This window comes from Bradyrhizobium sp. CCBAU 53421 (assembly GCF_015291625.1).
Lineage (GTDB): Bacteria > Pseudomonadota > Alphaproteobacteria > Rhizobiales > Xanthobacteraceae > Bradyrhizobium.
In genome coordinates, this window is record NZ_CP030047.1 from 4,547,086 (window position 1) to 4,573,256 (window position 26,171).

The window sequence follows — 26,171 nt, forward strand, 5'->3', positions numbered from 1 at the left end:
GCCGATGCGCCGCTTGCCCGGGCATCATTGCGCGGAAAATCGCTGGGCAGCGGCCCGGATCATGCTATTGCCCGCTGGCCGATTGCGGTTCTGGACCGAATGGGGATTGAGGCAGGCGGGTTCCGGCCGGTATTGTGACCGGCGGGGAGACGACACTGATGTGATCGAGTGGGATGAAGTTTCGGCCAAACGCGGATATGTTGGCGTCGGTGTTCGTGCACCTGATGCTGCTCGCGCTGATTTTCCTTTATTCGGAGGTGCATCAGTTCGATCCCGTCGCCGCTGACACGGTGCCTGTTGAGATCGTGACCCCGCAGGAGGTCGCCAAGAGCGAGGTTAAGGCCGAACCCGATCCGGTGCCGAGCCCGTCGCCGACCCCCGAGTTGCAATTGCCGTCGCTCGACAAGCCGGTGGACTCCGCCAAGCCCGAACCAGCAGCGCAGTCGCCCGCGCCACAGCCGCAGAAGCAGGCGACGTCGCCGGCGCCCAAGCCCAGTCCGGCTCCGCAGCGTGCCGCGGTTGAGCCGCCGCCGGCGCCTCAGATACCACCGATGCCTCAGCAGCCAATGGCGCAGCAACCGGCGCCGTCACAGCCTGCCTATGCGCAGCCCGAGCCCGACTTGTCCGTCAAATACAATGTCATGCTCGGCTTGCCGCCCGACATCTCGGTGAAGCCGCCGGCCGATGCGCCGTCGGGTCCCGGTCCCGGCAAGGATAATTTCGACGCCGCGGCCACCGAGCAGGCCGATGTCGGCTCCAGCGTGGCCGCGGAATTCCGGCGCCACCTGAAGACCTGCTTGAAACTCCCGGCCAAGGTGAGCATGAGCGACGATGTGAGGATCAAGCTCCGGGTGTTCATGACGCCCGACGGCAAGCTCGCCTCGTCGCCGTTGCTGATCGAGGCCACCGCGTCGGAAAAGGGGCCGCTGCTGCTGAAGGGCGCGACCGAAGCGCTGCAGGCTTGCCAGCCTTATGCGATGCTGCCGCGGGATCGCTACGGCGAATGGAAGGTGCTCGACCTCGACTTCACGCCGCGCGATTTTGCGTCGTGAGCCGGGGCAAGTCTCAGCTTCCCATCGCCTGCCAGGCGTTCGAGGCGAACTGCCGGCGCCAGATCACGATGACGACCGCGGCGGTCGTGGCGAACAGCACCCAGGGGCTGACGAACCAGCCGAGATAGCCGAGCGCGAAGAAGAACGCGCGCTGGCCGCGATTGAAGTGCCGGCCCGCGGTCTCGAACAGCCGCGTGGTGCGGATCACGTGAGCCTCGGCCTCTGGCGTGTCGCGTTGGCCGGCCGGCGGCATCGCGCCGAACAGGATCGCAACATAGTTGAACAGGCGATAGGCCCAGGCGAATTTGAAGAAGGTGTAGATGAAGATCAGGATCAGCCCGATGCACTTGATCTCCCACAGAGCGGGCGAGGGCGTCAGGTTGACCGGCAGTGCACCGAGCACGGCGAGGGCGTCACTGGTCGCACGCAGCAGCGCCAGCGCGCCGCCGATCGCGATCAGGCTGGTGGAGGCAAAGAACGCGGTGCCGTTCTGAAGCGAAGCCATGATCTGCATGTCGACCATCCGTGCATCGCGGTTGAGCAGGTTCCTGACCCAGATCTCGCGATAGACATGCATCCGCGCCGACAGGCTGTCGCGCCCATAGGCGGTGTGCTCCAGCGTAATGGCATAGACCAGCCATTCCAGCGCAAAGAAGCCGACGGCTAGGATGTCGACCCAATAGCCGGTCATTGGTGCATTCCTTCGTCAATACGCGGCAGGTCCGCGCCGCGATGCATCCCGCGTCATGTACAGGTTGAACGCGTGCAATGCACTATGGCAAACTGACGAGGCAACAGGATTCACAGGCATGCTCAAGCTCGTCATCGGCAACAAGAACTATTCGTCATGGTCGATGCGGCCCTGGCTGGCGCTGCGTGCCAACGACATCCCGTTCGAGGAAATCTTCGTTCCGCTCTACACCGACAAGGCCGACAAGGACCGCATCCTCTCTTTCAGCAAGGCCGGCAAGGTGCCGACGCTGATCGACGGCGACATCACCGTGTGGGATTCTCTGGCGATCATCGAATATCTCGCCGAGAAGTTTCCCGAGGCGAAGCTGTGGCCGTCGGATCGCGCCGCGCGCGCGCATGCCCGCGCGATCTCGGCGGAGATGCACTCCGGCTTCGTGCCGCTGCGCGGCGAATGCGGCATGAACCTGCACCGGCCGATCCGCGCCGTCGCGCTGTCGGACGATGCGCGGGCCAATGTGGCGCGGATCGAGGAGATCTGGGCCGACTGCTACGCGCGCTACGGCAAGCAGGGCCCGTTCCTGTTCGGCGCGTTCTCCGGGGCGGACGCGATGTACGCGCCCGTGGTGCATCGCTTCCGCACCTACGCGATCCCGGTGAAGCCGGAGGCGCAGCATTATGTCGATGCCATGATGCAGCTTCCGGCGTTCCAGGAATGGACCCGCGATGGCCTCGCCGAGACGCTGCGGATCGCTCGATTCGAGGACGCCTGACCTGGATTCTTGTTTTGACGCGTTTTCTTCACGCGAACCGGCATCCACTTCGCTCGAAAACGCTTCTTGCACTGCCGAATTGTGACAATGGCGACAAAGATCGCGGCTTGACGCCGCGGGGCCGAAGGCGTCGAATCCGAAATACCGGTTTCGCAAGTCGTGAAAGGACTTAGACCATGGGCATTCTGGATTCCCTGGAGAACTCGCCGGAGCTGAAGGGCATGCTTGGCCAGCTCGGGGCGGCGGTCATCCCCGTCGTGCTCGGCCAGGTGATGGGCAATGGCGGGCAGGGTGGCCTGTCGGCGATCGTCGCCAAGCTCGAGCAGGCCGGCCTCGGCGAGCAGGTCAAATCCTGGATCGGCACCGGCCAGAACCTGCCGATCACCGCCGAGCAGCTCCAGGAGGTCTTGGGCAGCGACACAGTCAGGCAGCTCGCCGCCAAGTTCAACATTCCGGTCGACCAGCTGTCCAAGGTGCTGGCCCAGCAGCTTCCGGCTGCCGTCGACGGCGCAAGCCCGAACGGAAAGTTGCCGCATACCGCCTGAGCCGGTGGAACCGGGTTCCGGCCGAGGTCGGCGGGCAAATTCCGGCTGGCACGTAAATTGCTGCCTATCGCTCTGAAAAACCTGCAATAATCGTACCTTTGCCATGCCCCAATCTTGCTGGATTTGGGGCGGTGCGATGTGCTAGCTTGCCGCAGGGTTCTCAAAATGCCGGCTTGAGCTATCGGGACTGTCAGCTCGGCCAGCAATCTCTAAAAAAATGGAGAGGGCGTTGAAGCATAAGTACTCGATTGGCGAGATCGTCTATTTCACGGCCAGCAATGTGGCGCGCCCCGCTGCCAGCGGCACCTATGAGGTGATCCGCCTGCTGCCGACCGAGGGTGACGATTGCCAGTATCGCATCAAGAGCTCGACTGAAGCTTTCGAACGGGTGGCCAAGGAGAGTCAGCTGGCGCTGTCCTGAACGCGCTGTGCGCAAGGCGGCGGCTGGTGCAGGTTTCGCGCCGTCGCCGTCAAAAGGCCCTGTTCGCAGACCCATTGTGCTGAAGGTTGGACGTCGGGATGGCGGCGTTCGCCGTCGCTGGTTGTGCTTACGCTGCGTTGAGGGACATCGCGCATGAATTGGGCTTCCTCGCTGGACCAGATCTGGCGCTCACCGACCTTCCCGATGTGGCTGACGCTGGCCGCCGCGGGCTTCTTTGGGATCGTCGTTCTGGTCACGCTGCTGCGCGCGGAAAAATCCGTCGCCAACGGCGCGCTGACCGTCATTACGCTGCTGTCGATCGCGGTTGCGGTCGCCGCGACGATCCGCGGCTTCGGGCCGGGCGGGCAGGCGGCGCCCGCCGACACGCGGACGGCGCAATTTACCAGCCAGACTGCGCCGGCGCTGGCCTGCGTCGACGACCTCGCCGGAGACGCCGTTCTCAATGCCTGCGAGAAGGTGCTGTTCGGCTCGTCCGACACGGCCGCGGCGGCGGTCAGCTATGCCGCCACGCAGATCTCGCGCCTGACCGCGCTCGGCGACCTCGCAACCGCGGAGCGCAATTCGACCACCGAATTGCAGGCGTTGCGCCGCGCCATCGAGCACGACCGCTACGGTCTGGTGGCCTACGCACTGATGGCGCGGGACCACTGCACCCCGACCGCGTGCCCCGCGTTCCGCTCGCTTGGCGACAACCATCAGATCATCAACAACATGAACGAGCGGACCTACGAGAACCTGGTCACGCGCTACGCGGCGTCCTGGAACGCCCCAGCCGGCGCGCAGGCCGCGGCCGCCAATGGCCTGGTCGCGGCGTTGCCGCCGTCGATGCCCACCGGCAAGCCGACCAATGCGGAGTTTCCGAGCGCGTCGTCGACGCCGCCGGTCAGCATCATGACGCCCGAACCGGCGAAGCCTGCCGCGGCGGCCTCGCCGCCGGCCGCACGCGCTGCCGCGGCACCTCCAGCTGCCCCGAAGCGGCCGCCCGCAGCAAAGCGCCCGGTCCAGATCGCGCCGGCGGCGGCGCCCCCTGCCGCGGCGAGCGCGCCGGCGGCTGCGAGCCAGGATTAAGCGTGTACCGAGCATGATGACGGCTTGAGCCGTCATCATTGCGCTGTTCGGTGCGGTAAGTCCCGATATCCACTGCCGCCGCTATCGGTCCCTTTCCAAAGCGCTCGCCGGCGGCTACATCCGGCGCATGCCGCTTCATCTCATCAAGCTCGCCGTCGGTTGCGACTCGGTCAAGGAACTCAAGGGCTGGGTCGCCGAACGGATGGCGACCGCGAAGAAAAAAGGCCTGCCGCTCCGTCACGTCCACATCACGCGGATGACGCCGAAGCGCGAGGAGGAGATCCTCGCCGGCGGGTCGCTGTATTGGGTGATCCGCGGCGAGATCGCCGCGCGCGAGAAGATCATCGCGATCGAGCCGTTCCGCGACAAGGACGGCATCGGCCGCTGCCGCATCGTGATGCAGCCCAAGGTGATCGCTGTCTCGCCGCGGCCGATGCGGCCGTTCCAGGGCTGGCGCTATCTGACTGCGGACTCCGCACCAGCGGATCTCACCAAGTCGAGCGCCGCCAGCGTGGCGTCGATGCCGGAACCCATGCGCCGCGAATTGCGCGACCTCGGATTGCTATGAGCAATCGGATTGCTGTGAGCAATCGGATTGCTGTGCGCAATTACTGAGTGACAAGATGCAGCCGGCCCCATTCGGACGCCGGTATCTCGACATAGCGACCGCCCCCCGCATTGCTGACGGCGACGTCGAGCAGTTCGTGATCGATCCCCATCTCGCCGAGATAGCGCCGGAACTGGTCGGTGAAGATCGAGGTCAGGCTTTCGCGATGCTCGGCCGAGACGTTGGGCGCGAGCCGGTTGTGGATCGCCATTCCGCTCAGCACGACGCGGCTGCCCGGCGGCAGGCTGCGATGCACGCCGCCCGACAGCACCAGCACACAGGCAAGATCGCAGGCAATGCCGGACGGCTTCTCCTTCGCGTCCAGCGGTCCGCCGGGCCGCTTGAGCGCAAAGCATTCCTCCTCGGATTTGCCGTTGCAGGCCTCGACCTCCGTCGCCGCGACTGCGGCATCGATCCCGCGGTCGCGCAGGATCCGGCCGAGGCTGGAGGCGACATTGAGGTTGGAATCTCCCTTGATATTGATGACCACCGGGAGCTTGCGTCCTGCCTGCCGGTCGAGGATCGCCAGCAGCCGCTTGTAGGTGTCCCATTGCACCGAGCCCTCGGCGGCGATCCAGTCCGAGCAGCCCGGGCCGCAGGCATCGGGCGCACCATGCGCGACGTAGAAGATCATCGCGCCGGGCGCGGAATTGACCCCGCCAATCGCCGGCCGGGTCTGCGCCTGCGCCACGCCGGTGGCGAGCAGCGCGATGCCGAGAAGAATGCCTCGCATGAGATGCCTGATCATTCCCGATCGCCCCTGAATGCGGCGATCATCCCTGCGTCACGGGTGCGGCGCAAGCACGACCCGGCCGCACAGATGAGCCCAGGCCCTCATTACAGGCTCGCATTCGGTTTGCGCATGAACCGTTTCACACTTGTCCGGATCGTGCCTTAAACCGCGATGTTGTCGATCAGGCGCGTGCTGCCGAGCCTTGCCGCTACCAGCATCCGCATCGGGCCGTCCTTCAGCGAGCCGATCGGCGCCAGGGAGGCGGCGTGGCGGACCTCGAGATAATCCAGCGCGAAGCCGGCCTTGGTGATCTCAGCGGCGCCGGCGGCCATCGTGGCTGCGGTGTCCTCGCCGGCGCGCAACCGGCCTGCCGCTTCCTTCATCACACGGTTGAGCGCGGGGGCCGTGCGGCGTTCCTCCGCCGAGAGGTAGACGTTGCGCGAGGACATCGCGAGGCCGTCGCGTTCGCGCACCGTTTTGGATCCGATCACCTTGACGCCGAGATCGAGGTCCGCGGCCATCTGGGTGACGACCCGGAGCTGCTGAAAGTCCTTCTCGCCGAAGATCGCGACATCGGGCCGGACCTGCGTGAACAGCTTGCCGACCACGGTGGCGACGCCGCCGAAGAAATGCGGCCGGAACCGATCTTCGAGCCCGGCGGTGGCCGGTCCCTCCGGCACGATCCTTGTCGCGAAGCCGTCGGGGTACATCGCTTTCACCTCGGGGTGCCAGATCAGGTCGACGCCCTCGGCGGCGAGCTTGGCGACGTCCTCCTTCCAGGTGCGCGGATACGAACCGAAGTCTTCGGTGGGGGCAAATTGCGTCGGGTTGACGAAGATCGAGACCACGACCCGCTTGGCGCGGCGCTTGGCAAGCCGCACCAGCGACACATGGCCGTCATGGAGCGCACCCATGGTCGGGACCAGCGCGACGGTCGCCTTCTTGGCGCGGAAGGTGTCGACGGCGCGACGAAGGGCAGGGACGGTACGGACGACGGTGGGATTTCTCGGCATCTGGTCTCGACTCGCGGGGCAATCTGGGTGGGGTGTTTGGCGTTCGGCAGGTAGCGGAGCTTACCAAGTCCGAACCGCTATCGGCAAACCGCGCGCAAGCATTACCCGAGCTCGCATGCGCATGGATCGCAGGCCGCGTGCTGCCGATCGACGCAGCCGGCTTGCGCGTTCGATTCATCATTAAGGGCGGCTGCAATTGATTTCGTGTCGCGGTGATGCATTTCACTTGACCGCGACCGTGCGCGATTTGAAGATCATTGCGGGGATTGAATCATGTTGGTGCAGGCTAGTCAGGGTCAATCTGGCTCCGCACATGTCGTGGTGCTGGGCAACGAAAAGGGTGGTTCGGGCAAGTCGACCACCGCCCTGCATATCGCCGTTGCGCTCCTGAAGGCCGGACAGCGCGTTGCCAGCATCGATCTCGACTGCCGCCAGCAGAGCTTCACCCGCTACATCAACAATCGCGAGGCCTGGGCGCGGCGCTCCGGGCTCGATCTCGAACTGCCCGCGCATTACTGCATCAAGTACGGCGAGACGATGCAGATCGAGGAGAACGAGAACGCCGAGTTCCAGCAGTTCATGGCCGCGGTGAGCACGGTGGAACGTGCCTATGATTTCATCGTCATCGACACCCCGGGCTCGGACAGCTACCTGATGCGGCTCGCGCATTCGATGGCCGACACGCTGGTGACGCCGATCAACGACAGCTTTCTCGATTTCGACGTGCTGGGCACCGTCGATCCCGCGACCTATGCGGTGATCGGCGAGAGCCACTATGCGGAGATGGTGCGCGACACCAGACGCAAGCGCCGCCAGCTCGACGGTGCCTCGACCGATTGGATCGTCGTGCGCAACCGGCTGTCGATGCTCGGCTCGCGCAACAAGCAGCTGGTCGCCGACGGCTTGAAGCAGCTGTCGCTGCGGCTCGGGTTCCGTGCGGTCGACGGCTTTGCCGAGCGGGTGGTCTATCGCGAATTCTTCCCGCGCGGGCTGACCGCGCTCGACGACATCGACGAGGCGACGCTCGGCACCCGCCCGAGCCTCGGGCACGTTACCGCCCGCGAGGAGGTGACGGGCCTGTTGCGCCAGCTCAAGCTGCCGCTCGACGAGCGCGGCCGCCGCCGCGCCGCCAACCGGGCCGAGTGGTTCAGCCAGGTCGACAAGCCGCTGGAAGTCGACGACATCATCGGCAATTAGACCGCTCTCGAACGAAGGGGCGCCCGGCTTGGTGTCGGCGCGCTCCCGGCCTATCGCTTCGGTTCCAGCACCGTCATCCTGAACGGCCCGCCATTGGCGGCGGCATGCGCGACCGCGTCGTTGGCGTGGTCGAGATCGAAGGTCGTGACCTCGAATTGATCGAGCCGCAACAGGCCGGCGCGGGCGAGATTGACGAGGCCGAAGGTCGCCTCCGGCGGATACATCCAGACACCGTGAATGCTGATGCATTCGCGCATGATCCATGGGTAGGGCAGGTCGAGCCCCGGTCCGCCCTGCATGCCGACGCCGCCCATCAGCACGATCCGGCCATAGGGACGCACCGTCATGATCGCTGCGCGGACAGTCGGTGTCGTCACCGATGGCGGCATCAGGTCGAGCACGCAGTCGATCGGACCATGCGCGGCCTGCCGCATGCGCTCGCGGTCGTCGTCTTCGTTGCCGCTAAGCCTGACCGGGCGCACGCGCGGGCCAAAGCGGCGGACCAGATCGGCCAACACCTTCTCGTTACGGCCGGGCGCAACAACGCAGGCGGCGCCCATCGCGATCGCGACGGCAACCGCGGCGCTGCCGAAATTGCCGGTGGCGCCACTCACCAGCACGGTCTCGCCCGGCTGCAGCCGCGCCGCCAGCCAGCCGCCATAGGGCACGAGGCAGGTGCCGAGCGCGCACCATGATGGCGCCTCAGCCGGATCGATCGTGCCGATCCGCTTGACGTTCTCGGTCGGCACCAGCGTCTGCTCGGCAAACGAGCCGTGGCGGAAGTGGCGCTGCAGGCGCAGCCCGCCTTCACCGCGCGCGCTCCAGCCCTGCAGGGTGATGTCGGGCGAGATGCTGTCGTCGCGCGAGCGGAAGGTCGGATCGCAGTACACCCAATCGCCGGCGGCGAGATGGGTGGCATCCGGCCCGACGGCGCGCACCCGTCCGATCGCGCCGGGACCTGGAACGGCCGGCAGCTCGAGCAGGTAGCTGCGCGCGCCGCTGAAGACCTCGTTGGCATAGGACAGTACGCGCGTCGCAGCCACATCGACGAGGACTTCGCCCGTTCCCATCACGGGTGCGGGAATCTCCTCGATCGCGAGCGGCGCGCCGAACGATTTCAGGATTGCTGCTTTCATCTGGTCTCATCCGTTGCTGAGATCGGCATCATCCCGCGCTCCGTTGCGCCCAGGAAGACCTGGTATTATCCTAGGATCGTCAGACCTACTCAGGAGCCCGGTGATGGCCACTGCGCGGCAAAGCGAACTTGGTGATTTCCTGCGGTCGCGGCGGCAGAGGCTGACGCCCAAGCTCACCGGCACTCAGGCCGGGCGAAGGCGCCGAACGCCCGGCCTGCGCCGCGAGGAGGTGGCCGAGCTCGCCGGAATTGGGGTCGATTGGTACATCCGCCTCGAGCAGGGCCGTTCCGTCAGCCCGTCCGCCACCACGATCGACGCGCTGGCGCGGGCGCTGCGCCTCAGCAAGGCCGAGCACGCGCATCTGCGCGCGCTTGCCAGGGATGGCGACCGTCGCCCGTTCACCGCCGAGACCGTGCCGCCTGCGATCCGTCGCGTCGTCGAAAGCCTCAACCAGCCGGCCTATGTCACGGGGCGACGATGGGATGTGCTGGCCTGGAACGCGGCCGCGGAGGAGGTCTTTGCCTTCGGCCGCCTGCCCGAGGACGAGCGCAATACGTTGATCTACGTGCTGACGAACCCTAAAAGCCGACAGCTGTTCGGCGCGAGCTGGCCCGAGGAGGCGCGCCGCATCGTGTCCCAGTTCCGCCGGACCCACGACCTCTGGGCCGGCGATCCGGCGTTCCTCGATCTGCAGGCGCGGCTTCGCGAAGGCTGTCCGGAGTTCGACGGCTGGTGGGGGACCCACGACGTCAGCGTCAGCGTCGCCGGTAGAAAGGAGTTCAGCCACCCCAAGCGCGGCCGGCTGACCTTTGAGTACGCCACCTTCCAGGCCAATGACGATCCGGGCCTAAAACTGATCATCTACACCGAAATTCGCTGAAATCCGTGGTTTTCCGGTGATTTTGGTCACAGCACCGCCAAAATGCCGGAACAAAGCAGCCGGCATCCAGTTTCCCCTCAACGTCGATCCAAGGCTCGAACGCAACCTTGGGAACTGACGTCGAAGGGTAGAGGAGAGCACGAGCCGTCATGGCAAGGCGTGTGCAACTGCACAAAGTATAGGTGCAACGCACAACGTTATGCCACGGAAGCCACAATATTTGGACTTCCTGTCACGGCGCTGTGACATATATTCTCACAAGGAGGCCGAAGAGCCTCCAGCCAAAATCGCCCTGTCAAAGGCGGGCACCTCGAGGACGTCATGAAGCGTGGAATTCTCGTTCTGCTTTCGCTCTCCGTGGTGATCACGGGTGCCTATTTCACCGCGAGCAAGTGGGCGATCCGTCACGAAACTCTCATGTTCAAGGATCCGACCCGCGATGAGCGGCCGGTCGCGGTCGACGTTGCCGTGCGCTTCGACAAGGAGATGCAGGCCGACGCTGGCATGATCAAGCTTCCGGTTGCGATCCTCAATCATGGTAATACCGTCAAATTTACCGAATATTCCTTCCTCGCGAACGTGTTCGCGGCGCGCGGCTATCTGACGATCAGCATTCAGAACGACCTGCCGTCGGATGGACCGATGGTGACCAAGGTCGGTGAGCTCTACGTCGGGCGCCTGCCGCAGTATCAGCGCGGCATCACCAACATCAAGTTCGCGATCGAGGAGATGAAGAAGCGTCAGCCGAACGCCGACTACAGCAAGCTGACGATGGTCGGCCATTCCAACGGCGGCGACATCGCGATGTATTTCGCCAAGCAGTATCCTGACGAGATCAAGAAGGTCGTCACGCTGGACAATCTGCGCGTGCCGTTCATGACCGACGGCAAGTTCAAGATCCTGTCGTTCCGCTCGCATGATCAGCAGTTCAAGCCCGATCCCGGCGTGGTGCCGGACGAGGAGGAGTGCGAGAAGGCCGGTATCACCGTTGTGAACACCAACTTCCAGCACAACGACATGCGCGACACCGGACCCGAGAAGGCCAAGGACTCGATCCAGGCGATGCTTGATAAATTCCTGGCCGACACCGACAGCGATGTCGCAGCGGTCGACACCAGGAATGCGCCGCCGAAGATTCTGGAGCCGGGTCCCGTCTCGCTTTACGTGCCGGTCGAGAAGCCCCTGACCTTCGGTGAGAAGGTCAAGAAGTCGCTCTCGCTGACCAAGACCGAGACCAAGAAGGACCCGTCGGTCACGAACTGACGAGGCTGCCCCGGATTCGATCCGGGCAGGCGGTCGTCACGTTGACCAATCCGATACCGCGGCCCACATAGTGTTTGCTGTACGAGGCAAGCGCTGATGGCTGGCAAGACGATCAAACCGACATCCGGCAGCGACGTGCGCCCGGCCGATGCGCTTGGCGTGCCGACGTCGAACTCCAACGACATCGCCGCGTTCGTGGCGAAGGCGCGCGCGATGTCGCCGCATCGCGCCGGCGCGCGCGGCAGGCTGGTGTTCGCACTCGACGCCACGATGAGCCGGCAGCCGGCATGGGACATGGCATGCACGCTGCAGGCAGACATGTTCCGCGAGGCCGGCTCGCTCGGCAGCCTCGATATCCGTCTCGTCTACTATCGCGGCTTCAACGAGTGCCGCGCCTCGGGCTGGATCTCCGACAGCGCGCAGCTCGCGCGGCTGATGAGCAAGATCGATTGCCAGGGCGGCAACACCCAGATCGGCAAGGTGTTGTCGGAGACCCGCCGCGAGGCGGTTGCGGCAGGGGTGCGCGCGCTCGTGTTCGTGGGCGATGCGATGGAGGAGAACGCCGACGCGCTGTGCGCCAGCGCCGGTGAGCTCGGGCTGCTCAAGGTGCCGGTGTTCATGTTCCAGGAGGGCGCGGACGGCACCGCCGAGCAGACGTTCCGGGAGATCGCGCGGCTGACCGGCGGCGCATGGTGCAGGTTCGACCCCGGCGCGGCTGCACAGCTCCGCGAGCTGTTGCGCGCCGCCGCGGCCTATGCCGCCGGCGGTCGCGAGGCGCTGCTGCAGCTGGCGAAGACGACGAGCGGCGCGGCCAAGCTGATCGGCCAGATGAAGTAGGCGGCCGCCGGGTCAGCCGCCGCCTGACGTCACGGCTTTGGCAATCGCGCCGAGCAGCGCCGACATGTTGGCCGTGACCTGTCCGGTGGTTTCCGCGACGCCGTGCCGTCCGGCGAGCCAGGCCGGATCATTGTAGGAGAACCAGCAGTCGCCGGCGTCGTCCTGCCAGACCAGCGCCTTGAGCGGCAGATCGATCCCGATGGTCTGCGCAGCCTGCATCAACGGCGTGCCGCCCTTCGCGTTGCCAAAGACGAAGAGTTCGGTCGGACGGAGCGCAAGGCCGGCGCTGGCTGCGCCCGCGGCGTGATCGATCTGCGCGAACAACGTCAGCCCGCGCGCCTGCAATTCGGATTTGAGCCGGTCGGCCGTCTGCTGCGGCCCGACATGACTGCGAAGGCTGATCAGTCCGTCAATCGCCATCGGGCTTGCTCCAGCGAGTTTGCCGCAGGCTACTCAATCGCAATGGGCGGCGCCACGCGATGCGCCTTCACGCTCCGGTGAGACGAAGCTTCGCATGCTTTTTGTCGCGGGGCCGCTTATATTCCGCGCATGCCAACCCTGATCGCCGGCGTCGTCGCCGTAGTCGTCCTTTATTCCGCGCTGCAGATGTTCCGTGCGGCCAATCCCGCCGTGCTCGCGCGTGCGATCAAGATCGGCGGCGGGGTGCTTGCGCTTGCCGTTGCGGCCTTCACCGGCGTGCGGGGCGAACTGGCGGTGGCAATCCCGCTCGGCATCTTCGGCGCCGGACTGCTCGGCTGGTCGCCGTTCGGGAGCACCGGCTTGCCCAATTTCGGCGGCATGTTCGGCGGTTCGCGCAATCAGGGACAGAGCTCGCGGGTACGCTCGCAATATCTCGACATGAGCCTCGATCACGACAGCGGCGTGCTCAGGGGCCAGATCGTGGCGGGACCGCAGGCCGGCCGCATGCTCGACGAGTTCGATCTGTCGCAGCTTCTGGCGATGGTCCCGAGCTTCGACGCCGAAAGCGTCGCGCTACTTGAAAGCTATCTGGACCGCCGCTTTCCCGCCTGGCGTCAGGACGCACAGGGCGACCGGGCAGGGGGGCAGAGCCGCCCGGCGACGAGTGGCAAAATGACGAACGAGGAGGCCTATCAGATCCTTGGCCTGCAGCCGGGAGCGTCGCGTGACGACATCAGCCGGGCTCACCGCACCCTGATGAAGAAACTGCATCCCGACCAGGGGGGCTCGACGTATCTCGCTGCCCGTGTGAACGAGGCCAAGGATACTCTGCTTCGCACGCATCTCTAACTCCGGCTACGCGACTGACGCCACAGCCGAGAGCTGCCTTCCGTTCCTGGTTGATGCCCCGTCTGGCCCGCCGCTGTCCGGCGTGGCCGATCGTTCTTTCGGGAAAACTTAACCGTAAAATCTTGACGAGAAGTTTCATGGTTGTGCCGCGGCGCAAAGGCCGGTCGTTCGGGCAGCTGCCTGCAAAGCAAAAGGGCCGGCGCTTGCGGCGCCGGCCCTTTGAAATCAAGAGATCGTGTCGATCAGTTGCGAACGGTGATGCAGGAGATCTCGGCGCGCTTCAGCGTCTTGCACGCCGCCTCTGCCTGATCGCGCTCGAGGCCGGCAAAGCGCGCGCGGTAGAGCTTGCGATTGTCCTTGGCCACGACCTCGGTGAACGGGTCCGCCTTGCTGAGGAGGCCGCGGGCCGAGCTGCGCGCGAGGTCGATACGCTTGTTGGCCTCGCCTTCGGACTCGAGCGCGCCGACCTGGATGATCCAGCCGGAGTGCGCGGCGCCCGGCTTGACGGCGCTGGTCTGCGGCGCGGCCTGCAGGCTGCGGGTGGGTTCGTTCGACGCCACGGCCTGCGGTGCGGGGGCGGGTGCCTGCACGGCGGAAGCCGGCAGCACGCCGAGGATGCCGTTGCCGGTGCCGAAATGGGCCGGCTGCGGCGGCATATCTGGCCTCGAGGTCTCGGCAGCCCGCGCCATCATCGCATTGGAGGTCTCGGGAACTTCGCCTCGCGACGGGATGGTGCTGGTGATCGGCGGCGCGGACTGGGCCGGGCCGGCGGCGGCGAGCTTGATCTGGCCGGCCTTGACCTGCACGGTCTTCACCTTGACCGGCTTCATCGGTTCGGCCGAGCCGGGGATCGCGGCGATCGGTTGGGTCTGGATCACGCCTGAGGTCAGCGGGGCCGGCTCAGGCTTGGCTTGCGGCTCAGGCTTCGCCGGGGGCGGCGGCAGCGCGGCGGCGACGGCCGCCATCAGCGAGGGCTTGCTGGCCGGACGCGGCGGCTGCACCGCCGCGGCTGCGGCGGCGGGCTCCGATGCTGCGACCGGCGCCGTGTCCGCGCTGCGGGCGTCGTCGGCATCGGCCACCTCGACATTGGCGTCGGCCGGGTTGCGCTCGCTGATCGCGGCAGCGGTGCGGGTGGTCGAGCCCTTGCCGATGTTCTCGGCCAGCAGGTTACGCATGATGGCATCGCGGGAGCCGCCGCTGCGGCCGCCGAGCACGACGCCGACCAGGAAGCGATTGCCGCGGTGGATCGAGGTCACGAGGTTGAAGCCGGAGGCGCGGGTGTAGCCGGTCTTGATGCCGTCGACGCCCTCGACGCTGCCGAGCAGACGGTTGTGACCGGTGATGGTGTGGCCGCGGAAATTGAACGCCGTGGTCGAGAAGTAGCGATAGTAGCGCGGGAAGCGATCCTGGATGGCGCGGCCGAGCGTCGACTGATCGCGCGCGGTGGTGATCTGCTCGTCGTTGGGCAGGCCGGAGGCGTTGCGATAGGTGGTCCGGCTCATGCCGAGCGCACGCGCCTTGCGGGTCATCATCCGCGCAAAATCGTCTTCGCTGCCGCCGATCGCTTCGGCGATCACGACAGCGGCATCATTGGCGGAGCGGGTGACGAGGCCCTTGATGGCGTCTTCGACCCTGATGGTCTGGCCCGGCCGCAGGCCGAGCTTGGTCGGGTCCTGCTCGGAGGCGTGCTCGGAAACCGGCATCTCGGTGTCGAGCTTCATCTTTCCGGAATCGAGGCGCTCGAACAGCAGATAGAGCGTCATGATCTTGGTGAGTGAGGCGGGGTGCCTGAGGCCGTCGGGACTGTTTGCCGTCAGCACCGAGCCGGTATTGCCGTCGACGACGATCGACGCGAATTGCGGGCTGTAGCTTTCGCGCGCGGCCTCGCTGTGGTGGTGGCGGGCGGCGTGGCGCCGGTGGCGGCGCGCCTCGGCGTTGTCGCTGGTGATCAGGATCGCCGTCGTGACGGTCACGAGCCCGAGAACGCCAACTCGCAGCGCCCGCGAGGAGGCAAAGGTTGTTCGAAGCATCTACTTCCCCGTCCCAATTTCTATCTAGATCACTGGGCCGTGAGGCGAAATTGTGCCCGGCGGCCGTCGATCCTTGCCTGCGCAACAGACCATTTCGGGCAGAACCTTCGGCCCTCGTGGCGGCTCAGGTCGCTCTTCTAGCTAAGGTGTTGTTCACAAACAGCTTTCAGGGCTGTCTGTCGGAAGGCGAACAAAAGTCCGGGAATCAGGTTAGGCGGCCCGAGTTTCCAAAAGATTAAGCAACCGTTGCGTAGTCCCCCGGGGTTTATCGCAAATGCCGAAGATTCGGGCAAACGCAATTGTGCGTCGCACAATATTCGTTGACTTTATTGTGCGATGCGGTATTCGTATCGCCGTCAGGGGGCCGGGTGCTTCCCGGCAATGGGAATTTGCGCCTTCAAGTCTGGGAAAAGGAATTCCATCCATGGTCAAGATCGAAGACATTCAGAACTACGGCAAAGAGCATTTCGAGTCCGTCACTGCGTCTGCGAACAACCTGCAGAGCGGCGTCCAGGCGATCGCCACCGCCTATGGCGACTACGCCAAGAAGTCGTTTGAGGACACCAAGTCGTTCGTCGAGAAGCTGTCGGGCGTGAAGTCGCTGGACAAGGCGCTCGAGGCGCAGACCGAGTACCTGCGCTCGTCCTACGAGACCTTCGTCGCGGAATCGCAGAAGATCGCCGGCCTGTACAGCGACTGCGCCAAGCAGACCTTCAAGCCCTATGAGGGCCTGGTCTCGAAGTTCGCGCCCGCTCAGTAAGCGCCGCTGATCAAGACAAACGAAAAGCCCGGCCGTTTCGGCCGGGCTTTTTTGTTGCGCCGGAAGCGGGCGGCTATTTCGCCAGCCGCAGCTTGCTCAGCGCCGTGCCGATCGTGTTGAACGTCGTCACGATCTGGGTCGAGCTGGTCAGCATGAAGAACTTGTCGGGGCTGCTGGCGCAGTTCTTCAACACGGTCGAGGTCGGATCGCCGCTCGTGTTCACCTGGATCGTGTAGATGGTGAACATCGGCGCGCCATTGGCATCCTTTGCGGCTTGCAGATTTTGGCACTGAAGGGTCTGCCTTGCGTCGATCGGATTGCCTGAGGCCTGCGAACTGCCGTCGCCGTAATCGGGCCAACGGTCTTGGGTATTCAAACCGTCGGACAGCAGGATGATGACCCGGTTGTAGGTGGTGTTGGAGTCCTCCGCCGGTGTATTCAGCGGACCGCCCACCAGAAGGGACTGCCACGCCACGGCCAATCCGATCGACTGGTCGGTGCCGCCGGTCGGCTGCATCGCATTGACGGCGGTCTTGAGCGCACTCCAATTGTAGCTCAGCGGAATGACGGGCTCGAGCGGTGTAGATGCGCTGCTGCTGCAAAAGGCGTTGTTACCCCAGGTGTCGAAATACTCGTTGGCCGGAAACAGCGTCGTAACGTCGGATGACGCCGGCAGCACGCCCGTCGCATCGTTCGGCTGGGTGCGGTCTGCGACGCAGCCGGTCCAAGTGCTGATCGGGTTGGTGGAAGGCTGGCGCCAGTCATTTGCGACCCCCACAGCGTTGGGGGTCCAGACGTGGTCCTTGTTCGGCGTATTGCTGTTGTCCTTGAAACCCACGATGGCGGAAACTCTGGGTTGATTCGGATTGTCCGTCAGGTCGTTAGGCCCAGGCTGTGTCCAGTTGTGAACATAGGTCCAGCCAGTGCAGGACTTGCCGCTGCCGGTGCCGGTGCAAGTGCAACCCGAGACGCTGGAACCAGAGGAGTTCTTTGGACAGCTGCAGTTCGAGCTTCCGCTGCAGAATTTCTCCTGCAGGCCGGTTGGTTCGCTGCTCCAGCAGCCGTTGTACTTTGCCTGGGTGTTGTTATCAGCGGTCGGGCAAATGGGATTTTGGACGGATGCGCTGTTCACTGTGATTGTCGTCGACGGGATCGTTGACGTAGTCGAGCTGTTGCTTGCTGTGGGACCCGTTTTACAAACGAAGCCACCGTTTGCGGCGCCATTCGTATTGCCGGTGGTGTTGGTGAACGGGCATCTCGCACCAGGTCCCACGGCATGCCAGTTGATGGGAAGCGTCGCGAGACTCTGTCCGTTGGCGGGCTGGGTAGTGGGCGGATTTAGCCAGTCGGTCCAGTCGATCCAGCTCTGGCCGTAGTTGCTGGAGCCGACATTGACGGCTTTGGCGAACGGGATAACGGAAATATAGACGTCGCCGTTGTTCTTGCTCAGGGCGCTGAGCTGATCGATCAGGCCGCCGGATCCCGCCACCGCGTTGCGCAGCGCGGTAATCTTGCCGTTGTCCGCCATCGACCCCGTGTTGTCCAGGGCCAGCGCAACGCGCATCTTGACGTTGCCCCAGGTTGTGGTCGTCGAGGTGCCGAAGTTCATTTTCTGGAAATTGCCGCCGGACAGATCGGCGAACTTCATGAAATAGGTGTTGATGTAGCCGGACCCGCTCAGGAGAATGGTCGCCGCTGCGGTCGCGGTCGGGGTCGTATAGGTGGCCGAGATGGCAATGCCCTGGCCGTCCTTGTTGGTGAAGAGGCTGTTGAAATAGGTCTGCGCCTTGCTCGGGATCTGCGCGGCCGTGATGGTGCCCATGGTCAGATCCTTGGACAGCATCAGCGCGGTGGAATCGAGCGCCGATTGCATCGCGGTGCGGGCGTTGTTGGCGCGGGTATAGTCGACCGCTGCGCCCACGAAGGCGAGGATCGGCAGGATTGCGAAGGTGAAGATCACCGCGACATTGCCGTCGGTCGATCCGGAAAACCGGCGGAGAGCCGCGCGGACGCGATTGGAAATGGCTGAACCAAGCATGGCACTCTCGTCAAAATGGATTGCGCGGCCATCTCTACGTGCGCGGCTAAACAGATGGTGAATCGGGCCGGGGAAACCCTGCGGGGGGCTCGGGGGAAGCTCAAAAGCGGGGCAAAAGCGCGCGCTATCCTCAATGCCGTCTAAATTGGATACCCTGGTCCTTTGTCAAATCAGCCAGAAATGATTAACCTTCCAAGGGTTGCCGCGCCGGGAAACGGACCGGTGGGCTACGGCGGGTCTGCGCTTGCGGCAGGGCGTCGTGAGGCCCATATTCGGGAGGTCGATCCGGCCGCCGGATCGGACCGGGAGCGGCAATCTGGAAAGCATTGCTGGGGGTTCCGCGATCAGTCTTGCGGCAATCGCGACCACCCTCCAATCGCCAACCGGTTTCCCGCCGGCCTCCCTTGGGGAATTCGAACGCCTGAGCCATGTTGCGACCCACGTTGACAGTCCCGATCTCCGAGCCGGTTTCGGCCATGCCCGCCACGCCGGTGCCGACAATGAGCAATGACGATAACCGCAATGGCGCCGGCAGCGGCCCGTCCACCTCGGTCATCACCAAGGTCAAGCCGAAGACCAAGCGCCCGAACCTGTATCGCGTCCTGATCCTGAACGACGACTACACGCCGATGGAGTTCGTGGTTCACGTGCTGGAACGCTTCTTCAACAAGGACGCGGAAGCTGCGACCAAGATCATGCTGCACGTCCACCATCACGGGATCGGTGAATGCGGCGTGTTTACCTACGAGATCGCCGAGACCAAGGTGACGCAAGTCATGGACTTCGCGCGCAAGCATCAGCATCCACTGCAATGTGTGATGGAAAAGAAGTAGCCGGCGGGAACGACTGACCTGCCGCGGGGAGCGGAACGGGTCTTGCATCGCGTTTTGTGACGGTGGTGAACCGCGTTCCCGTATGATCACGGGGCGCGGCCGGGCGATGTTCGGACGCCCGAAATTTAGAAGAAAACCATCACCGCGGGACCGGTCTTTCGCCACGATCCGTCGTAACTATATCAATGGCGATCACGAAGGTTGTTATTGCCTGACCCGGTAATGGCGATCATGATGGCCGGGGGCCATAGAGGACGCGAATGCCAACTTTTTCCCAAAGCCTTGAACAATCGCTGCACCGTGCATTGGCGATCGCAAACGAGCGTCATCATCAGTACGCAACGCTCGAACATCTGCTGCTGTCGCTGATCGACGACTCGGATGCGGCGGCGGTGATGCGGGCTTGCAGCGTCGATCTCGACAAACTGCGGACCAGCCTCGTCAATTATCTCGAGACCGAATTCGAAAACCTGGTGACTGACGGCGCCGACGACGCGAAGCCGACCGCCGGGTTCCAGCGCGTGATCCAGCGCGCGGTAATTCACGTCCAGTCGTCCGGTCGCGAGGAAGTGACCGGCGCCAATGTCTTGATCGCGATCTTTGCCGAGCGCGAGAGCCATGCGGCGTATTTCCTGCAGGAGCAGGACATGACGCGCTACGACGCCGTCAACTACATCAGCCACGGCATCGCCAAGCGGCCCGGCGTCTCCGAGGCGCGGCCGGTGCGCGGCGTCGATGAGGAGACCGAGACCAAGGGCAACGAGGACGCCAAGAAGAAGGGCGAGGCGCTCGAGACCTATTGCGTCAACCTCAACAAGAAGGCGCGCGACGGCAAGATCGATCCGGTGATCGGCCGCAATGCCGAGATCAACCGTGCGATCCAGGTGCTGTGCCGCCGCCAGAAGAACAACCCGCTGTTCGTCGGCGAAGCCGGCGTCGGCAAGACCGCGATCGCCGAGGGCCTCGCCAAGCGCATCGTCGACAGCGATGTGCCCGAGGTGCTGGCGGCCGCGACCGTGTTCTCGCTCGACATGGGCACGCTGCTCGCGGGCACCCGCTACCGCGGCGATTTCGAGGAGCGGCTGAAGCAGGTCCTGAAGGAGCTGGAGGCGCATCCGAACGCCATCCTGTTCATCGACGAGATCCACACCGTGATCGGCGCCGGTGCCACCTCCGGCGGCGCGATGGATGCCTCCAATCTGCTGAAGCCCGCGCTGGCTTCGGGCACCATCCGCTGCATGGGCTCGACGACCTACAAGGAATACCGTCAGCACTTCGAGAAGGACCGCGCGCTGGTGCGGCGCTTCCAGAAGATCGACGTCAACGAGCCGACGGTGGAAGACGCGATCGCGATCCTCAAGGGCCTCAAGCCCTATTTCGAGGATTACCATCGGCTGAAATACACCAATGAGGCGATCGAGGCGGCGGTGCAGCTGTCGTCGCGCTACATCCACGACCGCAAGCTGCCCGACAAGGCGATCGACGTGATCGACGAGTCCGGCGCGGCGCAGATGCTGGTCGCCGAGAGCAAGCGCAAGAAGACGATCGGCATCAAGGAGATCGAGACCACGATCGCGACCATGGCGCGGATCCCGCCGAAGAGCGTGTCGAAGGACGATGCCGAGGTGCTGAAGCATCTCGAGCAGACCCTGAAGCGCACGGTGTTCGGCCAGGACAAAGCGATCGAGTCGCTGGCGGCGTCGATCAAGCTGGCGCGCGCCGGCTTGCGCGAGCCGGAGAAGCCGATCGGCAGCTATTTGTTCTCGGGTCCGACCGGCGTCGGCAAGACCGAGGTGGCCAAGCAACTCGCGGCGTCGCTCGGCGTCGAGCTGCTGCGCTTCGACATGTCCGAATACATGGAGCGGCACACCGTGTCGCGCCTGATCGGCGCGCCTCCCGGCTATGTCGGCTTCGACCAGGGCGGCCTGCTCACCGATGGCGTGGACCAGCATCCGCATTGCGTGGTGCTGCTCGACGAAATCGAGAAGGCGCATCCGGATCTGTACAACGTGCTGCTGCAGATCATGGACCATGGCCGGCTCACCGACCATAACGGCAAGCAGGTCAACTTCCGCAACGTGATCCTGATCATGACCACGAATGCGGGCGCGGCCGATCTCGCGCGGCAGGCCTTCGGCTTCACCCGTTCGAAGCGGGAAGGCGACGACCACGAGGCGATCAATCGGCAGTTCGCGCCGGAGTTCCGCAACCGGCTGGACGCGATCGTCTCGTTTGCGCACCTCAATGCCGAGGTGATCGGCATGGTGGTCGAGAAGTTCGTGCTTCAGCTCGAGGCGCAACTCGCCGACCGCGACGTTACGATCGAGCTGTCCGAGCCCGCCAAGGCCTGGCTGATCGAGCACGGCTATGACGAGCAGATGGGCGCGCGTCCGATGGCGCGCATCATCCAGGAGCACATCAAGAAGCCGCTCGCGGATGAAGTTCTGTTCGGCCAGCTCAAGGGCGGCGGACATGTCCGCGTCGTGCTGGTCAAGGACGAGGCGGCCGCCAAGGACAAGATCGGCTTCGAATATGTCGAGGGCCCGGTCACCCCGAAGCCCGAGAGCCTGCCGCCGCGCAAGCGCAAGCCGCCGAAGGGCGGTCCGAACAACGGCGGCGGAGGCGGCACCAAGGGGCCGGTTTCGAAGGGGCCGATGGTCAAGGCCTGAGGCGCGAGCGAGCAATCAAATGAAGAAGGCCGGCTGAACAGCCGGCCTTTTTGTTGTCGCCGTTGGAGTCGCGCGTCGCGTGCGCGCGGCCTCACTCGCCCTTGAGCCGCTGACCCTCATGGACCCGCACCTGATCGGCGCCGCGGCTGCCGGCCGAGGACAGCCGCAGCGTGCTGAGCACGGCGCCCACGACGGCGAAGCCGACGCCGACCATCAGCGAGATCCTGGTGCCGTCGACCGGATAGCGCGCCAACAGCATCGCCACCAGGGCCGCGCCGATGGTCTGTCCGAGCAGGCGCGCGGTCCCCAGCATACCGCTGGCGCCGCCCGAGCGCTCGCGCGGGGCCGCGGCGATCATGGTGCGGTTGTTCGGGGTCTGGAACAGGCCGAAGCCGGCGCCGGCGAGCGCCATGCGCCAGATCACGTCGATCGGCGTCGCATTGGCCGGCATCAGCGCTAGCGTACCCAGACCCAATGCGAACAGCAGCAGGCCGATGCCACCGAGCAGGCCGGCCGGATAGCGCTCGACCAGCCAGCCCGCGATCGGCGCGGCGAACGCGACTGCGATCGGCCATGGCGTGATCAGCAGACCGATCTGCACCGCCGAATACCCGAAGTGGTTCTCGAGATAGAACGGCATCGCAACGAAGGCCAGCATCTGGCCGCAGAACGAGGCGATCGAGGTGCCGATCGACAGCGCGAAGATCGGTATCCGCAAGAGGTCGACCGGCAGCAGCGGGGAGGGCAAATGCTGCTGCCGCCGGTACAGCAGATGCGAGGCGACCGCGGCAATCGCGAACTCCAATGCGCAGAGATACAGCGCCCCGCCATGGCCGGCGCTGTCGATCGCGCTGATGCCGAACCCGAACGCGATCGCGCTCATCGCGGCGCTCTGCCAGTCGAAGGCATGAACCGCGGGCCTGGTATGCGGCAGGAAGCGCCAGCCCAGTGCCAGCGTGACGATGCCGAGCGGGACGTTGATGGCGAACAGATACGGCCACGTCCCGACCGCGAGGATGAACGAGGCGATGGTTGGGCCGACCGCGGCCGAGATCGCGACCACCAGCGCATTGACGCTGATGCCGCGGCCGAGCTGCGAATGCGGATAGATGAAGCGGACCAGTGCCGTATTGACGCTGAGGATTCCGGCGGCGCCAAATCCTTGCAGGATGCGCGCGACCGTCAGCAGCGGCAGCGTATGCGACAGCGCGCAGAACAGCGAGGCCAGCGTGAACAGCAACAGCCCAGCCAGATAGACGCGGCGATAGCCGATGATCTCGCCGAGCGAGGCCAGCGGCAGCAGCGAGATCGTGATCGCCAGCTGATAGCCGTTGACGATCCAGATCGAGAAGGCGGGGCTGGCGTCAAGATCCCGGGCGATGGTCGGCAGCGCGACGTTGGCGATCGAACCGTCGACGACGGCCATCACGAGGCCGAGCGCGATCGTGAGAATGGCCCAATTGCGCTGCGGCTGCGGCAGCCCGTCGGGATGCTCGATGATCGCGGACGACATGTCGTGGAGTGGCTCTCGGTTCCAGCAATGGCGAGCCTACCGGATGCTGGATTAACCTGGCCTTTGCAACCCCCGAAATGACAGATGCCGGCCGCGATGCAAACGCGGCCGGGAGCCTGAGGACGCTCAGCCCTGGCCGAGCAGTTCCTTGATCCGACGTTGCAGCTGCCGCTTCTTGATCTCGCTGCGGCGGACCCGCTCGTCGAGATCGCTGACCGGGGTGTCCGAGGTCATGATCCGGAACGCGAGGCCGACCTTGTTGGCCTGGCGCCAGATCATGCGCGCCAGGAACGAGCGGCCCTTGCGCGCGACGTTCAGATTCATCTCTTCGGGCAGGTGTGCGGCGTCGCCGAATTCGACGCAGGCGCCGCCCTCGCTGATGTTGCGGACGACGCAATCCATCGTCGAGCCGCGCTCATTGATCTCCGCAACCGCACCGTAAAACACCTTGTCGCGTGGGCTTTGGCGCCGGTCCTGCATGGGAAATCCTCCTAAATGAACGGCAGGACTGTACCGGTCCGGACCTGCGAAAAGAAGGGTACCGACGGAACCCGTTGCAGTTAGTGTAAATTGTTTGCACCTGTGAAGGCCCGGATTCCCCGCTATTTTGCGCCGCAAACGCCCCGCGAAGTCAGTTCGGCAGCCGGCTGTGCCGCCAATCGCGCGGCGACAGGCCGTAATGGTCGCGGAACACGCGGCCGAAATGCGAGAGATCGTTAAAGCCCCAGGCGAACGCGATCTCGCCGATGTGGCGATGCGCGTGCGCCGGCGAGGCGAGGTCGCGCTTGCAGCGCTCCAGCCGCTGCGCCAGCACGAAGCGCTGGAACGAGGTGTCCTCGTCGGCCAGCAGGCTGTTGACGTAGCGCGGCGAGATGCCGAGCGCCGCGGCGGTTTCGCCGAGGCTGAGCTCCGGGTTCGGCAGATGCGCGAGCACATGCGCCTTCAGCCGGTAGAGCAGGGCGGAACGATGCGTCGAGGCCGCAAGCGTCACGCCACCGAGCCGCTCGCTGATCGCCATCGCGAGCAGATCGGCGGCCTGATCGGCGAGGCGGATCGCATTATCAGGATCGAGCTTGTCGGCGATCTCCGAGAGCCCGCTGATGAACTGCCAGGCGAGCCGCTGCACCGGGCGATCCGATGTGAACGTGGTCGCGGTCAGGCCCTGGGTGCCGGCAAAGCGCCGGTGCAGCATCGCGCGCGGCACCTGGAAGATGGTCTGCGTGAAGTCGTCGTTGAAGCGCAATTCATAGGGCCGGGTGGTGTCGTAGAACGCGAACTCGCCCGGCTGGATCACGGTCTCGCGGCCGTCCTGCAGCACGGCGCCACAGCCGCGCTGGCCGAGCGCGAACAGGACGAAGTCCTCGCTGGTGCGCGCGATCCGAGATGGCGTGCGCAGCACGCGCTGCTGGCCCGACGAGACGACCGAGCATTTCACCGCGCCGAGCTGCGCGCTGGTGATGGCGCCGTGGAAGGCGGAGCCGAGATCGGACTTGCAGTCGAGCTGCACGAACACGTCGCAGACGATGTCCCGCCAGAGCGCGAGGCGCCGATGCGTGGGCGCGTTGTCCGTGGTGAACAGGGCCGGCATGATTTCCTCCCTTCACGAGTGCAAACGCTGGCCACGCAAACAAAGCAAGCTTCGTACCGGGGACGGCCGGGGGAATCTCCTCCGCAGTCGAATTTTCCTTCCGTCCTGGTCGAACGGGGTTCCCGGTCCCGGGGCAGCATGATGTCAGAGGCCGCTAGGCCCGATCAAGTACGAACCGGCCCGCATCGCCGGCCGCGAGGAGGACATCATGGGCATCGAACATCCGAAATATCGCGTCGCGGTGGTGCAGGCGGCCCCTGCCTGGCTCGACCTCGACGCCTCCATCGGCAAGAGCATTGCTCTGATCGAGGAGGCCGCCGCGAAGGGTGCAAAACTGATCGCATTCCCCGAGGCCTTCATCCCCGGCTATCCCTGGTACATCTGGCTGGACTCGCCGGCCTGGGCGATCGGGCGCGGCTTCGTGCAGCGCTATTTCGATAACTCGCTGAGTTACGACAGCCCGCAGGCCGAGAAGTTGCGGCTCGCGGTGAAGAAGGCCGGCATGACCGCGGTGCTCGGCCTGTCCGAGCGCGACGGCGGCAGCCTCTATCTCGCGCAGTGGCTAATCGGACCCGACGGCGAGACGATTGCAAAACGGCGCAAGCTGCGGCCGACCCATGCCGAGCGTACCGTCTATGGCGAGGGCGACGGCAGCGACCTTGCGGTGCACGACCGCCCCGGCATCGGCCGGCTCGGCGCGCTGTGCTGCTGGGAGCATCTGCAGCCGCTGTCGAAATACGCGATGTATGCCCAGAACGAGCAGGTGCATGTCGCGGCCTGGCCGAGCTTCTCGTTGTACGATCCGTTCGCGCCGGCGCTCGGCTGGGAGGTCAACAACGCGGCCTCGCGCGTCTATGCGGTGGAGGGCTCGTGCTTCGTGCTGGCGCCGTGCGCCACCGTCTCGCAGGCGATGATCGACGAGATGTGCGACCGCGACGACAAGCACGCGCTGCTGCATGTCGGCGGCGGACACGCCGCGATCTACGGACCTGACGGCAGCTCGATCGCCGAGAAGCTGCCGCCCGATCAGGAAGGCCTGCTGCTCGCCGATATCGATCTCGGTGCGATCGGGATCGCCAAGAACGCCGCCGACCCGGCCGGGCATTACTCGCGGCCCGACGTTACGCGCCTGCTGCTGAACAAGAAGCCGTCGAAGCGCGTCGAGCATTTCGCGCTGCCGCTCGATATCGAGGAGATCGACGCGGCCGCAACCTGAACGCATCAGACCAACCGGA

Annotated in this window: 25 protein-coding genes; 15 read left to right on the top strand and 10 right to left on the bottom strand. The window is 65.0% G+C overall.

Annotated features, from left to right (window positions below; translation table 11 throughout):
• The first annotated feature begins 173 nt into the window (after positions 1 to 173).
• Positions 174 to 1,052, top strand: coding sequence for a hypothetical protein (locus tag XH92_RS21635; RefSeq protein ID WP_194460967.1), 879 nt, complete (start codon positions 174 to 176; stop codon positions 1,050 to 1,052).
• A gap of 13 nt (positions 1,053 to 1,065) precedes the next feature.
• Here the strand turns inward: XH92_RS21635 and XH92_RS21640 are convergent, their stop codons facing one another.
• On the bottom strand, positions 1,066 to 1,743 hold the full coding sequence (locus tag XH92_RS21640; RefSeq protein ID WP_176530791.1) for a DUF599 domain-containing protein: 678 nt from the start codon (positions 1,741 to 1,743) through the stop codon (positions 1,066 to 1,068).
• A gap of 118 nt (positions 1,744 to 1,861) precedes the next feature.
• Here XH92_RS21640 and XH92_RS21645 point away from each other — a divergent pair, with 118 nt between their 5' ends.
• From XH92_RS21645 to XH92_RS21665, 5 genes are all read left to right on the top strand, one after another.
• Positions 1,862 to 2,515: a glutathione S-transferase family protein gene (locus XH92_RS21645; protein WP_194460968.1), complete on the top strand. Its 654-nt coding sequence runs from the start codon at positions 1,862 to 1,864 to the stop codon at positions 2,513 to 2,515.
• A gap of 176 nt (positions 2,516 to 2,691) precedes the next feature.
• A complete protein-coding gene (locus tag XH92_RS21650) occupies positions 2,692 to 3,060 on the top strand; it encodes a YidB family protein (protein WP_194460969.1) in 369 nt (122 codons plus the stop codon).
• Positions 3,061 to 3,277: 217 nt separating this feature from the next.
• The gene (locus XH92_RS21655) at positions 3,278 to 3,481 is read left to right on the top strand and encodes a hypothetical protein (protein ID WP_094194249.1); all 204 of its coding nucleotides are present in this window, start codon (positions 3,278 to 3,280) and stop codon (positions 3,479 to 3,481) included.
• Between the two features lie 153 nt (positions 3,482 to 3,634).
• On the top strand, positions 3,635 to 4,570 hold the full coding sequence (locus XH92_RS21660; protein ID WP_194460970.1) for a hypothetical protein: 936 nt from the start codon (positions 3,635 to 3,637) through the stop codon (positions 4,568 to 4,570).
• Positions 4,571 to 4,697: 127 nt separating this feature from the next.
• Complete coding sequence (locus XH92_RS21665; RefSeq protein WP_050399784.1) at positions 4,698 to 5,138, top strand: DUF1489 family protein; 441 nt, start codon at positions 4,698 to 4,700, stop codon at positions 5,136 to 5,138.
• Positions 5,139 to 5,178: 40 nt separating this feature from the next.
• On the opposite strand, the gene XH92_RS21670 is transcribed toward XH92_RS21665, so the two are convergent.
• Complete coding sequence (locus tag XH92_RS21670) at positions 5,179 to 5,925, bottom strand: hypothetical protein (protein WP_194460971.1); 747 nt, start codon at positions 5,923 to 5,925, stop codon at positions 5,179 to 5,181.
• A 146-nt stretch (positions 5,926 to 6,071) separates the two neighbouring features.
• Complete coding sequence (gene panC, locus XH92_RS21675) at positions 6,072 to 6,923, bottom strand: pantoate--beta-alanine ligase (RefSeq protein WP_194460972.1); 852 nt, start codon at positions 6,921 to 6,923, stop codon at positions 6,072 to 6,074.
• A 273-nt stretch (positions 6,924 to 7,196) separates the two neighbouring features.
• On the opposite strand from panC, the gene XH92_RS21680 reads away from it, so the two are divergent.
• Complete coding sequence (locus tag XH92_RS21680) at positions 7,197 to 8,120, top strand: division plane positioning ATPase MipZ (protein WP_194460973.1); 924 nt, start codon at positions 7,197 to 7,199, stop codon at positions 8,118 to 8,120.
• Between the two features lie 50 nt (positions 8,121 to 8,170).
• Here the strand turns inward: XH92_RS21680 and XH92_RS21685 are convergent, their stop codons facing one another.
• Positions 8,171 to 9,256, bottom strand: a complete 1,086-nt coding sequence (locus tag XH92_RS21685) for a zinc-binding dehydrogenase (RefSeq protein WP_194460974.1) — start codon at positions 9,254 to 9,256, stop codon at positions 8,171 to 8,173.
• 103 nt (positions 9,257 to 9,359) lie between these two features.
• Between XH92_RS21685 and XH92_RS21690 the strand changes: the two genes are divergently transcribed.
• From XH92_RS21690 to XH92_RS21700, 3 genes are all read left to right on the top strand, one after another.
• Positions 9,360 to 10,136, top strand: a complete 777-nt coding sequence (locus XH92_RS21690) for a helix-turn-helix transcriptional regulator (RefSeq protein ID WP_194460975.1) — start codon at positions 9,360 to 9,362, stop codon at positions 10,134 to 10,136.
• Positions 10,137 to 10,457: 321 nt separating this feature from the next.
• Positions 10,458 to 11,399 (top strand): S9 family peptidase, encoded by a 942-nt coding sequence (locus XH92_RS21695; RefSeq protein ID WP_194460976.1) that lies wholly within the window; start codon positions 10,458 to 10,460, stop codon positions 11,397 to 11,399.
• 96 nt (positions 11,400 to 11,495) lie between these two features.
• Positions 11,496 to 12,236, top strand: a complete 741-nt coding sequence (locus tag XH92_RS21700; RefSeq protein ID WP_194460977.1) for a VWA domain-containing protein — start codon at positions 11,496 to 11,498, stop codon at positions 12,234 to 12,236.
• 12 nt (positions 12,237 to 12,248) lie between these two features.
• On the opposite strand, the gene XH92_RS21705 is transcribed toward XH92_RS21700, so the two are convergent.
• A complete protein-coding gene (locus tag XH92_RS21705) occupies positions 12,249 to 12,656 on the bottom strand; it encodes a DUF302 domain-containing protein (protein ID WP_194460978.1) in 408 nt (135 codons plus the stop codon).
• Between the two features lie 129 nt (positions 12,657 to 12,785).
• On the opposite strand from XH92_RS21705, the gene XH92_RS21710 reads away from it, so the two are divergent.
• A complete protein-coding gene (locus XH92_RS21710) occupies positions 12,786 to 13,505 on the top strand; it encodes a DnaJ domain-containing protein (RefSeq protein ID WP_194460979.1) in 720 nt (239 codons plus the stop codon).
• Positions 13,506 to 13,747: 242 nt separating this feature from the next.
• Here the strand turns inward: XH92_RS21710 and XH92_RS21715 are convergent, their stop codons facing one another.
• Positions 13,748 to 15,535: a D-alanyl-D-alanine carboxypeptidase gene (locus XH92_RS21715; RefSeq protein WP_194460980.1), complete on the bottom strand. Its 1,788-nt coding sequence runs from the start codon at positions 15,533 to 15,535 to the stop codon at positions 13,748 to 13,750.
• A 424-nt stretch (positions 15,536 to 15,959) separates the two neighbouring features.
• On the opposite strand from XH92_RS21715, the gene XH92_RS21720 reads away from it, so the two are divergent.
• On the top strand, positions 15,960 to 16,295 hold the full coding sequence (locus XH92_RS21720; RefSeq protein ID WP_021078275.1) for a phasin family protein: 336 nt from the start codon (positions 15,960 to 15,962) through the stop codon (positions 16,293 to 16,295).
• 73 nt (positions 16,296 to 16,368) lie between these two features.
• Here XH92_RS21720 and XH92_RS21725 read toward each other — a convergent pair whose 3' ends face one another.
• Positions 16,369 to 18,333: a pilus assembly protein gene (locus XH92_RS21725; RefSeq protein WP_194460981.1), complete on the bottom strand. Its 1,965-nt coding sequence runs from the start codon at positions 18,331 to 18,333 to the stop codon at positions 16,369 to 16,371.
• Between the two features lie 500 nt (positions 18,334 to 18,833).
• On the opposite strand from XH92_RS21725, the gene clpS reads away from it, so the two are divergent.
• Both clpS and clpA read left to right on the top strand, forming a co-directional pair.
• The gene (gene clpS / locus XH92_RS21730; RefSeq protein WP_106318898.1) at positions 18,834 to 19,166 is read left to right on the top strand and encodes an ATP-dependent Clp protease adapter ClpS; all 333 of its coding nucleotides are present in this window, start codon (positions 18,834 to 18,836) and stop codon (positions 19,164 to 19,166) included.
• 260 nt (positions 19,167 to 19,426) lie between these two features.
• Positions 19,427 to 21,835 (top strand): ATP-dependent Clp protease ATP-binding subunit ClpA, encoded by a 2,409-nt coding sequence (gene clpA, locus XH92_RS21735; protein ID WP_194460982.1) that lies wholly within the window; start codon positions 19,427 to 19,429, stop codon positions 21,833 to 21,835.
• 91 nt (positions 21,836 to 21,926) lie between these two features.
• On the opposite strand, the gene XH92_RS21740 is transcribed toward clpA, so the two are convergent.
• From XH92_RS21740 to XH92_RS21750, 3 genes are all read right to left on the bottom strand, one after another.
• A complete protein-coding gene (locus tag XH92_RS21740) occupies positions 21,927 to 23,348 on the bottom strand; it encodes an MFS transporter (protein WP_194460983.1) in 1,422 nt (473 codons plus the stop codon).
• Positions 23,349 to 23,474: 126 nt separating this feature from the next.
• The gene (locus tag XH92_RS21745) at positions 23,475 to 23,828 is read right to left on the bottom strand and encodes a PilZ domain-containing protein (RefSeq protein ID WP_194460984.1); all 354 of its coding nucleotides are present in this window, start codon (positions 23,826 to 23,828) and stop codon (positions 23,475 to 23,477) included.
• A 151-nt stretch (positions 23,829 to 23,979) separates the two neighbouring features.
• The gene (locus XH92_RS21750; protein ID WP_194460985.1) at positions 23,980 to 24,936 is read right to left on the bottom strand and encodes a helix-turn-helix domain-containing protein; all 957 of its coding nucleotides are present in this window, start codon (positions 24,934 to 24,936) and stop codon (positions 23,980 to 23,982) included.
• Between the two features lie 208 nt (positions 24,937 to 25,144).
• Between XH92_RS21750 and XH92_RS21755 the strand changes: the two genes are divergently transcribed.
• Positions 25,145 to 26,152, top strand: coding sequence for a carbon-nitrogen hydrolase family protein (locus XH92_RS21755; protein WP_194460986.1), 1,008 nt, complete (start codon positions 25,145 to 25,147; stop codon positions 26,150 to 26,152).
• Positions 26,153 to 26,171 lie beyond the last annotated feature (19 nt).

What these genes read in the sequence shown, in the direction of transcription:
- XH92_RS21635 (WP_194460967.1), top strand. Translation starts at nt 174, where the DNA reads ATGAAGTTTCGGCCAAACGCGGATATGTTGGCGTCGGTGTTCGTGCAC.
- XH92_RS21640 (WP_176530791.1), bottom strand. Translation starts at nt 1,743, where the DNA reads ATGACCGGCTATTGGGTCGACATCCTAGCCGTCGGCTTCTTTGCGCTG.
- XH92_RS21645 (WP_194460968.1), top strand. Translation starts at nt 1,862, where the DNA reads ATGCTCAAGCTCGTCATCGGCAACAAGAACTATTCGTCATGGTCGATG.
- XH92_RS21650 (WP_194460969.1), top strand. Translation starts at nt 2,692, where the DNA reads ATGGGCATTCTGGATTCCCTGGAGAACTCGCCGGAGCTGAAGGGCATG.
- XH92_RS21655 (WP_094194249.1), top strand. Translation starts at nt 3,278, where the DNA reads ATGGAGAGGGCGTTGAAGCATAAGTACTCGATTGGCGAGATCGTCTAT.
- XH92_RS21660 (WP_194460970.1), top strand. Translation starts at nt 3,635, where the DNA reads ATGAATTGGGCTTCCTCGCTGGACCAGATCTGGCGCTCACCGACCTTC.
- XH92_RS21665 (WP_050399784.1), top strand. Translation starts at nt 4,698, where the DNA reads ATGCCGCTTCATCTCATCAAGCTCGCCGTCGGTTGCGACTCGGTCAAG.
- XH92_RS21670 (WP_194460971.1), bottom strand. Translation starts at nt 5,925, where the DNA reads ATGATCAGGCATCTCATGCGAGGCATTCTTCTCGGCATCGCGCTGCTC.
- panC (WP_194460972.1), bottom strand. Translation starts at nt 6,923, where the DNA reads ATGCCGAGAAATCCCACCGTCGTCCGTACCGTCCCTGCCCTTCGTCGC.
- XH92_RS21680 (WP_194460973.1), top strand. Translation starts at nt 7,197, where the DNA reads ATGTTGGTGCAGGCTAGTCAGGGTCAATCTGGCTCCGCACATGTCGTG.
- XH92_RS21685 (WP_194460974.1), bottom strand. Translation starts at nt 9,256, where the DNA reads ATGAAAGCAGCAATCCTGAAATCGTTCGGCGCGCCGCTCGCGATCGAG.
- XH92_RS21690 (WP_194460975.1), top strand. Translation starts at nt 9,360, where the DNA reads ATGGCCACTGCGCGGCAAAGCGAACTTGGTGATTTCCTGCGGTCGCGG.
- XH92_RS21695 (WP_194460976.1), top strand. Translation starts at nt 10,458, where the DNA reads ATGAAGCGTGGAATTCTCGTTCTGCTTTCGCTCTCCGTGGTGATCACG.
- XH92_RS21700 (WP_194460977.1), top strand. Translation starts at nt 11,496, where the DNA reads ATGGCTGGCAAGACGATCAAACCGACATCCGGCAGCGACGTGCGCCCG.
- XH92_RS21705 (WP_194460978.1), bottom strand. Translation starts at nt 12,656, where the DNA reads ATGGCGATTGACGGACTGATCAGCCTTCGCAGTCATGTCGGGCCGCAG.
- XH92_RS21710 (WP_194460979.1), top strand. Translation starts at nt 12,786, where the DNA reads ATGCCAACCCTGATCGCCGGCGTCGTCGCCGTAGTCGTCCTTTATTCC.
- XH92_RS21715 (WP_194460980.1), bottom strand. Translation starts at nt 15,535, where the DNA reads ATGCTTCGAACAACCTTTGCCTCCTCGCGGGCGCTGCGAGTTGGCGTT.
- XH92_RS21720 (WP_021078275.1), top strand. Translation starts at nt 15,960, where the DNA reads ATGGTCAAGATCGAAGACATTCAGAACTACGGCAAAGAGCATTTCGAG.
- XH92_RS21725 (WP_194460981.1), bottom strand. Translation starts at nt 18,333, where the DNA reads ATGCTTGGTTCAGCCATTTCCAATCGCGTCCGCGCGGCTCTCCGCCGG.
- clpS (WP_106318898.1), top strand. Translation starts at nt 18,834, where the DNA reads ATGAGCAATGACGATAACCGCAATGGCGCCGGCAGCGGCCCGTCCACC.
- clpA (WP_194460982.1), top strand. Translation starts at nt 19,427, where the DNA reads ATGCCAACTTTTTCCCAAAGCCTTGAACAATCGCTGCACCGTGCATTG.
- XH92_RS21740 (WP_194460983.1), bottom strand. Translation starts at nt 23,348, where the DNA reads ATGTCGTCCGCGATCATCGAGCATCCCGACGGGCTGCCGCAGCCGCAG.
- XH92_RS21745 (WP_194460984.1), bottom strand. Translation starts at nt 23,828, where the DNA reads ATGCAGGACCGGCGCCAAAGCCCACGCGACAAGGTGTTTTACGGTGCG.
- XH92_RS21750 (WP_194460985.1), bottom strand. Translation starts at nt 24,936, where the DNA reads ATGCCGGCCCTGTTCACCACGGACAACGCGCCCACGCATCGGCGCCTC.
- XH92_RS21755 (WP_194460986.1), top strand. Translation starts at nt 25,145, where the DNA reads ATGGGCATCGAACATCCGAAATATCGCGTCGCGGTGGTGCAGGCGGCC.